The following is a 13253-nucleotide window of genomic DNA, read 5'->3' on the forward strand; positions in this document are numbered from 1 at the left end:
AAAGATAGAGGTTTGCAACAATCAAAACTAAAAAGTATTAACACTAAAATGTATTAAAACTTAGGCGCTGCTGGACGACCACGTTTTTTAGGTGAACTTTTGTTATCACCAGCATCAGATTTAGTACTTTTACGACCACGCTTAGTTTCCGAAGTATTACCACTAACTAAGCTCATTTTCATCGGTTGGTTAAGTACTCTTACCTTTTCAAAATGTTTTAAGATATCTTTTGGCATACCTTTTGGTAACTCAACAGTTGAGTAAGTTTCATAGAGCTTAATATTACCAATGTAGCGACTACTGATATCTGCTTCATTTGCAATTGCACCTACAATATGACGTACTTCAACACCGTTTTCTTTACCCACTTCAATACGGTACATATCCATTTCACCAACATCACGGCGTTCTCGACGTTTTGGCGTTTCACGATTATCACCACGTAAACGGCGCTCACCTCCACGATTATCGCGATCGCGCATTTCACGTGACGGCTTAAATACCGGGTCTGGTGGTAAAATTAATGGACGTTCACCTTGAGCTAATTTTAATAACGCTGTAGCAATCGTTTCAAGATCAGCTCCACTATCAGCTTGTATTTGCGCTAACAAGGTTTGATATTGTGGTAAATCACTACTTTCAAGTTGTTTTTGAACTTGTTCAGTAAACTTCGCTAAGCGACGCGCTTCAAGCAGATCTTTTGATGGTAAGTCCACTTCTGGAATAGTTTTCTTAATTGTTTGCTCAATATTTTTAAGTAAACGACGTTCGCGGCTATCAACAAATAAAATTGCACGACCGGCACGACCTGCTCGCCCTGTTCGTCCGATACGGTGAACATAAGATTCTGAATCTAAGGTGATATCATAGTTGATAACTAAGCTGATACGCTCAACATCTAAACCACGAGCTGCAACGTCGGTTGCAATTAAAATATCTAAACGACCATTACGTAATCGATCTAATGTTTGTTCACGTAATTGTTGTGTCATATCACCGTTTAAAGCAGCACAGCTGTAACCATGTTTTTCGAGCACTTCTGCAACATCTAAAGTCGCTGATTTTGTACGAACAAAAATAATTGCCGCATCAAAATCTTCAGCTTCTAAAAAGCGAACAATCGCTTCATTTTTTCGCATACCACGAACAAGCCAATAGCTCTGTTCAATATCTGGTGCAGTTTGGTTAGTGCCTTTGATTTGTACTTCTTTAGGATTATGCATAAATCGTTTAGTAATACGACGAATTGGCGCAGGCATTGTCGCTGAAAATAGTGCTGTTTGATGATCTTCAGGAATTGTCGCCATGATGCTTTCAACATCATCAATAAAGCCCATTCTTAGCATTTCATCAGCTTCATCTAGCACTAATCCTTTAAGATTAGAAAGATCTAACGTTTTACGATTTAAATGATCAAGTAAACGTCCTGGTGTACCGACCACAATTTGAGGTCCTTGCTTTAATGCTCTCAATTGAACGTCATAACGTTGACCACCATATAATGCTAATACTTTTATTCCTTTCATATATTTTGAATATTCTGTGCAAGCATCAGCAACTTGAATCGCAAGTTCACGCGTTGGCGCTAAAACTAAAAGTTGTGGTGCTTTTAGGTTTGCATCAATATTCATTAAAAAAGGAATTGAAAATGCAGCGGTTTTACCACTACCTGTTTGTGCCATACCCAATACATCGTTACCTGCTAATAATAGAGGAATACATTCAGATTGGATTGGTGATGGTTTGCTAAAACCAAGATCATTTAATGCGTTAAGGATATCCTCAGATAAACCAAGGTCAATAAAAGAAATTTCTTTTGTCATGTAAACTCGCTTAAAAATTTTGAATATACAAACTTACTTTTGGTTAACCAAATTAAGCATTTTGATCAACGAATGACAGTAATCGTTAAATTATTACTGTTTCAAACAAAGAAAGTTTATATAAATTTATGCCAGCTCACTAAATTGAAAATTTACAACTCACCCCAATAACTAACTGCCGATATTGACTCAACTACAATCCAATGTATATAAAATAAATAAATTTAAAGTTAAATGATATTTATTTAAAAGATGATAAAACTAACTGTATTATCAAATGTTGAGAATATATTTTTTGGCAAATCAGAACTACGCTATAACAATATTTTCACTTTTAAACTGGCATGACCCATGTTACTTTTCATTTTCTTCAAGTAACTTCATTTCATAGAGCGCCTGTTGATGTTCAACAAAGTTATAAATATTATTAGCTAAAGCATATTTAAATAACATTTTAGCACGCTCGTTATTACCTTTACTTTGATAATATTTACCTAAATAAAAGTAGGCTTCGCAAAGACGTTCGGCTAACTGCCGGTTACTTTCAACGCCTTGTTGAAGATTTTGCATTAACTTAGATTCATTAATCTTACCTAAATAAAATGCAATAATATCGCTACTATAAATCGTTTTATCATTTATTAGATCATAACGTTTTTGTAGCTTATTTTGTGCAGCTTCATTATCTATCTCTCTGTCAATCAAATAAAGCCATAAAATTCTGATCGGTTCATTCACATCAAATTGATAGAATTGATATGCATCGCGTTCTGCTGATTGATAATGGCCAGTACGGTATAAAGTAATGGCACGATTTAAATAAGCATAAACATATGTTGGATCAAGTTCAATTGTCGTATTAAAGGACATTAAGGCATTGTCAAAATCCCCTTCACGTAAAGCATAAGTTCCCATGAAATTATAAATGTCTGGAATTTCAGGATTGAATTCCATCAAATAACTAAAATCACTTTGTGCAAATGCTTTAAAGCCTAGTGAATCGTAGACAACGCCACGTTGAAATATAAGCTGTATCCGCGTTACTGCATCAATATCTTTTTGAGATAACTGTTGACTAATCTGTGCAATTTTCAATTCATCATCATACGAAACTTGCTCAGGAACAGCAAGTAAAGGCTGAGAATTAGAACAACCTGACATAAGAATAATCGCTAATGAAAAGCTTAGAATTCTCATCAGGTTGAACTGTCTCATCTTAACTCCTAGTGAATAATTTTTTATTCGGAAGTTTGAGCTGTTTCTGTCGTTGGTTCAACAGCATCTTTCATGCTCAAACGAATTCGACCTTGTCGATCAATTTCTAAAACTTTAACATTCACTTCTTGTCCGACTTTTAGATAATCAGAAACTTTTTCAACGCGATGGTCGGCGATTTGTGACACATGGACAAGACCTTCTTTACCACCGATAATTGAAACGAAAGCACCAAAATCAACAATTCGTGTTACTTTACCTGTATAAATTTTGCCAAGTTCAACTTCAGCAACTAAATTGTTAATGCGCTCCATTGCATCTTTCGCTTTATTACTGTCTGAAGCAGCAATTTTAACAGTACCATCATCAGCGATTTCAATGGTAGTGCCGGTCTCTTCGGTCAAGGCTCTAATGGTTGCGCCACCTTTACCAATGATATCGCGAATTTTATCCGGATTGACGTTCATAGTATAAATACGCGGTGCAAATTCTGAAATCTCTTGACGAGGTTTATTAATCGCTTGTTCCATCACACCTAAAATGTGTAAACGAGCGCCTTTTGCTTGATTAAGCGCAATTTGCATAATTTCTTTAGTGATACCTTCAATCTTGATATCCATTTGCAACGCACTCACACCTTCACGAGTACCCGCTACTTTAAAGTCCATATCACCAAGATGATCTTCATCACCTAAAATATCAGATAAAACAACAAATTTATCACCTTCTTTCACTAGACCCATTGCGATTCCAGCTACAGATGATTTAATTGGTACACCCGCATCCATAAGAGCTAATGACGCACCACATACAGAAGCCATTGAAGATGAACCATTTGATTCTGTAATTTCAGAAACGACACGAACAGTGTAAGGGAACTCTTCAATGCTTGGCATTACTGCTGCAACACCACGTTTAGCTAAACGACCATGACCAATTTCACGACGTTTTGGCGAACCAACCATACCCGTTTCACCAACTGAATATGGAGGGAAGTTATAATGCAATAAGAAGCGTTCAGTGTATTCACCAGTTAACTCATCAATAATTTGAGCATCACGTTCAGTACCTAAAGTGGCTGTTACTAATGCTTGAGTTTCACCGCGAGTAAATAGTGCACTACCGTGAGTTCTTGGTAATACATTTGTACGAATATCAAGCGCACGAATCATATCTTTTTCACGACCATCGATACGTGGTTCACCAGCAATAACGCGTTGACGAACGATTTGACTTTCTAAATCAACAATAATATTGATGACTTTGTTTTCATCAAGTTCTTCGTCTTGTGCTTTAAGGGCCGCAAGCACATCTTCTTTAATTGTATCGATTTGAGCATAGCGCGCTTGTTTTTCAGTAATTCGATAAGCTTCACCTAAGCGGTCTTTTGCTAATTCAGAAACGGCATTATAAAGCGCTTCATCTTTAACTGGTGCAACCCAATCCCATTTTTCGCAATTAGCTTTGGCGACAAACTCATTAATATTATCAATGACAACTTGTTGTTGGTCATGACCAAATACGACCGCTGCTAACATTTGATCTTCAGTTAATAAATCAGCTTCAGATTCAACCATTAATACCGCACTTTTAGTACCAGCAACCACTAAGTCTAAACGGCTTGTTGCTAGCTCTTTTACTGATGGATTTAAAACAAATTCATCATTAATAAAGCCCACACGTGCAGCACCAATTGGTCCATGGAAAGGCACGCCAGATAAGCATAGTGCAGCAGAAGCACCAATCATCGCAACCAAATCAGGGCTAACATCTGGGTTAACTGATACGACTGTTGCAATGATTTGAATCTCATTAACAAAACCTTCTGGAAATAATGGACGAAGTGGACGGTCGATTAAACGAGCAATTAAAGTTTCACCTTCACTTGGGCGACCTTCACGTTTAAAAAATCCACCTGGAATACGTCCAGCAGCATAAGTACGTTCTTGGTAGTTAACTGTTAAAGGGAAAAAGTCTTGACCTTCTTTAACTTTTTTATCAGCAACAACAGTTACAAATACAGCCGTGTCATCCATATTAACCATTACGGCAGCAGTTGCTTGACGAGCCATAATGCCTGTTTCTAAAGTAACGGTATGACGGCCATATTGAAATTTTTGATATGTCGGATTAAACAAAATAATGTCCTCTTGTAGTAATTTTGTTGAAGTTTAATATTTTGATAGAGAGCAGCACAACTTAAGTTATGATACTGACTTCAACAATGTGGGGATAATCAACAAAAGATTATTTCACTGTCACGACTAATGACAAATCTATAAATTATAGAGCTCTCATTAGTCGCGCGAAACATGAGATATAATCTTTTACTTTTGAGCTCAGCATTATATCAGAGCCCTAATTTTTCACAACGAAAAAGAGGCCTAAGCCTCTTTTCAAGTAGATTATAAATTAGCGACGTAAACCTAATTTTTGAATCAATTGGCTATAACGATCGAAATCTTTACGACGTAAATAATCTAATAATTTACGACGGCTAGATACCATGCGTAACAAACCACGACGGCTATGGTGATCTTTCTTATGTTCAGAAAAATGACCTTGTAAGTCATTAATACGTGCAGTTAAAAGTGCAACTTGAACTTCAGTTGAACCAGTGTCGTTAGTACCACGACCAAAGTCGGCAACGATTTTCGCTTTAGCTTCTACAGTTAGAGACATAATAAACCTCTTAAATTAACATAAAATATGGAATGACCGATCTCTAATTCAGACACTCCTCGATATTCATATATTAGATATATGAATCGTGCGCAATTATACTAGAATTTACTGAAATAGCAATTTGATTTGTTCCTTTTGCATTAGTATTACTTGAGAGTAAAGCCATATTCTTCTTGAATGAGTTTTTTAAGTGCTTCAATGTAATTTTGTGCCGACATACTCAATTGTACTTTTTGAGATGTGATCCATCCTACTAAGATTTTTTCTTTGACTTTGAGCGGTATAGATAAAATATCAGAGCCATTTAAATCCTTGCTCAATACTCCAGTACTTATAGTATAACCATTCAGGCCATGTAGTAGATTGAATAAAGTTGCTCTATCGCTAACATGGATACTTTTTTTATGGTATTCCGTACTCAAAATCTCTTCCGAAAAATAAAACGAATTATACTCACCTTGTTCAAACGATAAGTAAGGATACTCTTCTAAATCATTTAAAGTTAGCGATTTCATATCAGATAAAGGATGATTGGTGCTAATAAATACGTGAGGATCTGCTTCAAATAATGGGTTAAACGTTAGCCGATGTTCTTTCAATAAACGCAAGATCACCTTTTGGTTAAAATCGTTAATATATAAGATGCCAACTTCACTACGTAAATTAGCCACATCAGTAATAATATCGTAAGTTCGGGTTTCTCTTAAGGTAAATTCATATTCATCTGTGTGATTTTTTTTAATCAAATTAACAAATGCATTTACCGCAAAAGCATAATGCTGAGTTGAAATGCTACACAGCTGTTTAGAGGGCTCTTTTTTAGCATAGTGCTGTTCTAATAGTTCAGCTTGATCCAAAACTTGTTTAGCATACCCTAAAAACTCTACACCATCAGTTGAAAGTGAAACCCCTTTTGATGTTCGAACAAAAATCTCAATACCAAATTCAGCCTCTAACTCTTTTACTGCGGTTGATAAACTCGGTTGAGTAATATATAAATTTTTAGCCGCTTCATTAATTGAACCTGAGCGAGCAATTTCTAAAATATAACGTAATTGTTGTAATTTCATAACATCAAATAGATTATCGTCAAAAGTAAAATAGGTTAAATTAAACAAGCTTTATAATTATTTGCTTATCTAAAATATCCTATACATCATAACTTGCATAGCAAAAATTGTATGTAATGAATTTTATGCCATTTGATTTAAACTTTAGATAATCTTTATCAAAAGATGATTCGATAGAACGTATGAAACATACTATTAATAAATTTTTACTGAAACATAGGCGTGACCTCAAACTTTTTTACAAAAAATAAATAATAGTTAAAAATGAGACTGATAAACGCCGTATTTTTTAAATTAATTATCTGATTTATCTTATTTTATTATTGTTATCCGTTAATAACTGAATTTAATAAAAGTTTTTACTGAAACGTAGGCATGACCTCAAACTTTTTTACAAAAAAATAAATAACAGTTAAAAACGAGACTGATAAATGCTGTATTTTTTATATCAATTATTTGATTTATATTATTATTGTTATCAGTTAATAACTGAATTTAATAAAAGTTTTTTGCTGAAACATAGGCATGACCTCAAATTTTTTTACAATGGTTCTAAATAGATATATATTGTGAAAAATAAATATTTTCGGCTTATATCATATTTAACTCCGATGACATTATAAAATTATAAGATCGCTTAAAAAACACAAAAAAGTTGGTGCAAATTTGCATGTCACTATTTTAATAATAAAACAATAAATTATAATTGGTCTGTTACCTATACACATGGGAATAAACCGAGCTGGCTTTGAATGCGGTTAAAAATAATAGCCAGTTCTCTGGGATAAACTCTGGGTTTTATTTAATGTATTCGCTCCCTATTTTATAAGCTAGAAACTCGTCAATTTGTTTTAAATAACAACTTGTAATATAGACTACGGTAAATTTCATTTATTATTTGCAGTAAAGTTTAAAAAATAGTATTGAGAAATTAGAGTAAAAGACAGGATTTAAGAATAATATTGGTTAATTTTAGATTTTTTATTTTTTCGGAAGTTTATTGTTCTAATAATTTATTTAAAATCAATCGACATTTCAATATTAAAACAAGTTAAAAAAGCTGAGTTTATAAACATAATCGCTTTTGCGATTATTGTAGTAAGTTTGTTACTACTTAAATCGCAAACTAATCTTATATAAATTCTGCAATATCTCTTTTTTTGCTGTTATACAGGATTCAACAATTTGAACGACACTTTCTAAAAGAAATTTTCATAAATCAGTTTAATGCTCATAATAGTAGAAACCGTAATAAGCATTGGTCTTATTAATTTACGCCCTTTAGCAATAACCATTTTAGCGCCTAATCTTGCTCCAATAAACTGACCAACCAGCATGACAAGACCAATCGACCATACCACTTGCCCGCCCATAATAAAAAATAGTAATCCAGCTAAATTTGAGGTGAAGTTAAGTACTTTAGTGTGGGCGGTAGCTTTGGTTAGATTAAATCCTGCCAATGTAATATATGCTAAAGCATAAAATGACCCGGCACCTGGTCCAAAAAAGCCATCATAAAAACCAATACCTAATGCAGGAATAAGAGCAAATTGGAGAACAGAAAAACGACTTTTACGATCACTTTCTCCAATCGTTGGGGATAATAAAAAATATAACCCTACACTAATCGTTAATATTGGCAGCAATAATTTCAAAAAATCGGTTTGGATATGCATTACCGATATTGTACCGATGGCTGAACCAACAAAAGCCGCTACAATTGCCCATTTTTGTTGGTTTAAATCAACCATCCTTTGCCGTATAAAATAGAGGCTCGCAGAAAATGAACCACCACAACTTTGCAATTTGTTGGTGGCTAATGCACTTGCTGGTGATAAACCAACCGCCAATAATGCTGGTACGGTTAATAATCCTCCACCACCAGCAATTGAATCGATAAATCCAGCTAAAGCAGCAATAGCAAATAATAATAAAAGTAGTTCATAACTCATAATTCATTTACATCATTACACTGAGCGCGATAACGAAGATAGTGATCCATTAAAACAATAGCGACCATTGCTTCAGCAATTGGCACGGCTCTTATACCTACGCATGGATCATGCCTGCCATGTGTTGATACTTCAACACTTTCACCATGAATATTAATTGATTGACCAGCAATTTCAATACTCGGCGTCGGTTTTAATGCAATACTGGCTAAAATAGTTTGCCCTGAGCTAATTCCACCCAAAATACCACCGGCATGATTAGATAAAAAACCTTGTGGCGTTATTTCATCACGGTTTTCACTACCACGTTTATTGATAACATCAAAACCATCACCAATTTCTACACCTTTTACGGCATTAATACTCATGAGCGCATGAGCTAGTTCGGCATCTAATCTATCAAAAACAGGCTCACCTAAACCAACAGGTACATTTTCAGCAACAATACAAACTTTAGCACCGATTGAATCACCTTCTTTTTTTAATGATCTTAGTAATTGATCTAGCTCATCAAGTTTACTTTCATCAGCACAAAAAAATGGGTTTTGTTCAACTTGTTGCCAATCTTTTAATTGACATTTTATCTCACCCATTTGAGCTAGATAGCCACGAATGGTAATCCCTAATTTTTCATGCAAATATTTTTTTGCTATTGCACCTGCCGCAACTCGCATAGCAGTTTCACGCGCGGAAGAACGCCCCCCTCCTCGATAATCACGAATCCCATATTTATGTTGATAAGTGTAATCAGCATGACTCGGTCTAAAAATATCCTTAATTTGGCTGTAGTCTTGTGAACGTTGATCGGTATTTTCGATCAATAGGCCGATACTGGTTCCCGTTGTTACTCCATCAAAAACGCCTGATAAGATTTTTACTTGGTCAGCTTCACGCCTTTGAGTGGTATAACGCGATGAACCAGGACGACGACGATCAAGATCATATTGCATATCTGATTCAGTCAAAGCAAGACCAGGCGGAACGCCATCAACAACACAACCTAGCGCAATGCCATGTGACTCTCCAAATGTTGTAACTTTGAATAATTTTCCAATTGAGTTTCCAGCCATAATAATTTTTCCGTATATTAAAAACAGCTTATTTAAAACAGTGTTGATATTGAATTAATTCTTCACGCGTGATAGAAAAAACACCTAATCCGCCACGTTCAAATTCCAACCAATTAAAAGGAACTTGAGGATATTGTTCTTGTAAGCTAACCCAGCTATTTCCTACTTCACAAACTAATATTCCTTGTGGTGATAGATAATTAATTGCATCACTTAAAATTCGTTTAACGATGTCTAAACCATCAAATCCGGCTTCAAGTGCTAATTTTGGTTCATAGGAAAATTCATCAGGCAAATCGTCCATATCTTCATTATCAACATAAGGAGGATTAGTAACAATAAGATCATATTGTTTTGCTGGAATATCATTGAATAAATCAGATAGCATTGGTGTAACTCGAAAATTCATTTCGTGCAAGTCAATATTTTGTTGTGCTACATCCAACGCTTCTAATGAAATATCAGTGATGTCAACTTGTGCCTCAGGAAAAGCATAAGCACAAGCAATACCAATACAGCCGCTACCTGTACAGAGATCTAAAATCTGTTGGGGTGGCTGTGATAATAAAGATTGGAAATGATTATCAATTAATTCACCAATCGGAGAACGTGGAATCAATACACGTTCATCAATGTAAAAACTGTGTCCACAAAACCAAGCTTGATTAGTTAAATATGGCGTTGGCACTCGATCACTAATCCGTTTTTGGATAATATCGAAAAGCTCTTGTTTTTCGTCATTGGTAAGATTTGCAGAATAAAATTCGGTAGGAATAAACAATGATAAACCCAAAGTGGCTAAGATAAGTTGTTTAGCTTCATCGATAGGATTATCTGTTCCGTGACCTAAGAAAACATCTGATAGACTAAGTTGTGATGATGTCCAGCGTATAAAATCCTGAACCGTGCGTAAGTTTTCCATAATGGCTCCAATGATTAAGGAGAGGGAAGGTATTACTCGTCACTTCCGTTCACATTATAATGAGGAAATGCACTAAATTAATATTGAAAGTGACTAATAACAATCACGATGAGCAAAAAGGCTTTCCACTTCCAATAACTAAAAATTAATATGGCGGTGAGGAAGGGATTCGAACCCTTGATACGTTGCCGTATACACACTTTCCAGGCGTGCTCCTTCAACCACTCGGACACCTCACCATCTATTTACAACCTGCTTTAGAAGAGCAGGTTGCATACTATAATAATCCCAAGCGAATTAATCAAGCTTTTTTAATTCATGCAAACAATGGCGCCAAACACAATCAAAACCGATACAATTGCAGTTGCAGTCATTAAAGCGTATTTCAAATCTGTACACATGTTTATTATCTCCAATCGTTTTAATATTTATTCATCTAGTTTTTAATAGGTGATCTAAGTGAAATAATCTCTTGAGTTAATTTTTTATCTTCAATATTTGGGTATTTAGATATCAAATCCAACAATATTTCAACTGATTCGTTTAGATAAGCATCGGGTTGCTTATAATCTTTAGGTAAATCTTCTAATTTAGTAATAGGAGGTTTGCCTTCTCGAGCTAAACGTTCATTCATTCTTTTTAAATCGCGATTTTCATAACTTTTTTGTTCTGCTTCACGATTCTTTTTATTGAGAGACACAATATATCGACGATCCTTTTTATCATTAAGCTCTTTAATATCCTGATCAATATAGACAAACTCTGGATTATTTGAAATTCGTGCTAAATGTTCTGATTTCAAATAAGGCAATATTGGTTTTATATTAGTTAGAGTTAAATATTCAGATGATGGAATTTTATCCCACGGCATAGCGTTATCTAAGAAACGTTCACCGGTTTCATCGTCATATTTAGTTTTACTCATTTCAATATCAGGCTCGACACCTTTAAGTTGTGTACTATCACCATTGATACGATAAAATTTTTGCACGGTATACTGAATACCACCAAGCTCAGGCCAATTAGGATGAAGTCTAGCATCAGTTTGATAAGCAATATTTCGAGAGGTTTGCACCGTCCCTTTACCATAAGTTGTTTCACCAACTATTACAGCTCGACCATAATCTTGCAATGCCGCGGCAAATATCTCGGAAGCAGAAGCACTATAACGATTAACCATTACAACAATCGGGCCTGTATATTCGATGCCTTTATTTTTATCATCATAAACAATAACTTTTTGAAGATTATCACGAACTTGAACAACTGGTCCATAATCTATAAAAAGTCCTGTCAAAGAGATAACTTCAGCTAACGAACCACCACCATTATTACGTAAATCGATAACCAGACCTTGTAACTTAGCTTTATTGGCTTCCAACAAAAGTGATTCAACTTTGTCGGTTAAACCCATATAAAAACTTGGTATATCAATAACACCAACTTTTCCTCTTTGATTATCAACAATATTTAATTTTGCTTCACGATCTTCAAAGTGAATCTTATCTCGAGTAAGCTCAATAACTTTTGATTTGCTGTTATTACCGGCAGGTAATATTTCGAGTTTAACCACTGTTCCTTTAGGACCACGAATTTTGTCAACGATATCATCTAAACGCCAACCAATTACATCTTCTATTGGAGAATTACTTTGCCCAACACCAATGATTTTATCACCAACGGCAATCGATTTACTTTTCTCAGCCGGACCACCAGTAACAAAAGACATGATTACTGTATAATCATCTTCTTGGCTAAGCGTTGCACCGATACCTTCAAAAGATAAACTCATTTCAGAATCAAAATCACGCTTTTTACGTGGCGCTAAATAACTGGTATGAGGATCAATTTCACGCGCAAGTGCATTCATAAATACTTGAAAAGCATCTTCATTATTTGATTGTTCAATGGTTTTTAAAACTCGGTTATAACGTTTGGTTAACGTTTCTCGAATTTGAGTTTCATTTTTTCCAGATAAAGATAAACTAAGTTCATCATATTTAACGCGCTTATCCCAATAAGAGTCGAGCTCTTTTTCAGTGGTTGGCCAAGATATATCTTCACGATTAAAATCAATTTCATCGTTAGTAGAAAAATCCATTGGGGATTGTAAAACTTTAAGCGCATACTTATAACGTTCATAACGTTTATACATTGCAAGATTATAAATATCGTAAGCAGTTTTTAAATTACCATCTAATAATTCTTGACCTAATAACTCTTGCCGATTGCGAAAAGTATCGACATCACTTTGAATAAATATCGCTTTACTACCATCTAACATTTTAAAATAGCGATCAAAAATTTTAGCTGAAAATGCACCGTCTAATGCAAAGTTACGATAATGAGCTTGAGTAAAAAAGTTCGTTACTCGCTTAGCTACGACTTGATGAACATCATCCTGTTTAAGTACTGGTAATGATTCCATGTCAGGCTGTTTGGCATGAACACTCAAACTTAAAATACATAATGCAAGGCTTAATTTAATAGTGCCTTTGAGTAATTTATTCATTCAA

Annotated in this window: 9 protein-coding genes and 1 tRNA gene; all 10 read right to left on the reverse strand. The window is 34.8% G+C overall.

All coding sequences use genetic code 11. The features are described from left to right. Positions 1–53 precede the first annotated feature (53 nt). Positions 54–1823 (reverse strand): DEAD/DEAH family ATP-dependent RNA helicase, encoded by a 1770-nt coding sequence (locus H3S88_RS04270; protein WP_198227054.1) that lies wholly within the window; start codon positions 1821–1823, stop codon positions 54–56. A 354-nt stretch (positions 1824–2177) separates the two neighbouring features. Continuing rightward, positions 2178–3038, reverse strand: coding sequence for a lipoprotein NlpI (gene nlpI, locus H3S88_RS04275; RefSeq protein ID WP_086327164.1), 861 nt, complete (start codon positions 3036–3038; stop codon positions 2178–2180). A gap of 23 nt (positions 3039–3061) precedes the next feature. Beyond that, entirely contained in the window at positions 3062–5176 is a 2115-nt protein-coding gene (pnp, locus tag H3S88_RS04280; protein ID WP_086327163.1) for a polyribonucleotide nucleotidyltransferase, read from the reverse strand. 274 nt (positions 5177–5450) lie between these two features. After that, positions 5451–5720: a 30S ribosomal protein S15 gene (rpsO, locus tag H3S88_RS04285; RefSeq protein WP_025316125.1), complete on the reverse strand. Its 270-nt coding sequence runs from the start codon at positions 5718–5720 to the stop codon at positions 5451–5453. A gap of 149 nt (positions 5721–5869) precedes the next feature. Further along, positions 5870–6793, reverse strand: a complete 924-nt coding sequence (locus H3S88_RS04290) for a LysR family transcriptional regulator (protein WP_065739151.1) — start codon at positions 6791–6793, stop codon at positions 5870–5872. A gap of 1199 nt (positions 6794–7992) precedes the next feature. Further along, positions 7993–8745 (reverse strand): TSUP family transporter, encoded by a 753-nt coding sequence (locus H3S88_RS04295; RefSeq protein WP_198227052.1) that lies wholly within the window; start codon positions 8743–8745, stop codon positions 7993–7995. After that, entirely contained in the window at positions 8742–9815 is a 1074-nt protein-coding gene (gene aroC, locus H3S88_RS04300; protein ID WP_086308149.1) for a chorismate synthase, read from the reverse strand. The genes H3S88_RS04295 and aroC overlap by 4 nt, the downstream gene beginning before the upstream one ends. 28 nt (positions 9816–9843) lie before the next feature. Continuing rightward, complete coding sequence (prmB, locus tag H3S88_RS04305) at positions 9844–10737, reverse strand: 50S ribosomal protein L3 N(5)-glutamine methyltransferase (protein ID WP_198227050.1); 894 nt, start codon at positions 10735–10737, stop codon at positions 9844–9846. A 151-nt stretch (positions 10738–10888) separates the two neighbouring features. After that, positions 10889–10976, reverse strand: a tRNA-Ser gene (locus H3S88_RS04310). A 197-nt stretch (positions 10977–11173) separates the two neighbouring features. Continuing rightward, positions 11174–13249 carry a carboxy terminal-processing peptidase gene (gene prc / locus H3S88_RS04315; RefSeq protein WP_198227048.1) on the reverse strand — a complete coding sequence of 692 codons (2076 nt, stop codon included), beginning with the start codon at positions 13247–13249 and terminating at the stop codon, positions 11174–11176. Positions 13250–13253 lie beyond the last annotated feature (4 nt).

It is taken from the genome of Gilliamella sp. B14448G11 (genome assembly GCF_016101765.1).
Classification (GTDB): domain Bacteria; phylum Pseudomonadota; class Gammaproteobacteria; order Enterobacterales; family Orbaceae; genus Gilliamella; species Gilliamella apicola_N.

Bases quoted from the DNA above. Each gene is read 5' to 3' on its own strand.
- H3S88_RS04290 (WP_065739151.1), bottom strand. From the start codon at position 6,793: ATGAAATTACAACAATTACGTTATATTTTAGAAATTGCTCGCTCAGGT.
- prc (WP_198227048.1), bottom strand. From the start codon at position 13,249: ATGAATAAATTACTCAAAGGCACTATTAAATTAAGCCTTGCATTATGT.
- H3S88_RS04270 (WP_198227054.1), bottom strand. From the start codon at position 1,823: ATGACAAAAGAAATTTCTTTTATTGACCTTGGTTTATCTGAGGATATC.
- nlpI (WP_086327164.1), bottom strand. From the start codon at position 3,038: ATGAGACAGTTCAACCTGATGAGAATTCTAAGCTTTTCATTAGCGATT.
- rpsO (WP_025316125.1), bottom strand. From the start codon at position 5,720: ATGTCTCTAACTGTAGAAGCTAAAGCGAAAATCGTTGCCGACTTTGGT.
- H3S88_RS04295 (WP_198227052.1), bottom strand. From the start codon at position 8,745: ATGAGTTATGAACTACTTTTATTATTATTTGCTATTGCTGCTTTAGCT.
- prmB (WP_198227050.1), bottom strand. From the start codon at position 10,737: ATGGAAAACTTACGCACGGTTCAGGATTTTATACGCTGGACATCATCA.
- aroC (WP_086308149.1), bottom strand. From the start codon at position 9,815: ATGGCTGGAAACTCAATTGGAAAATTATTCAAAGTTACAACATTTGGA.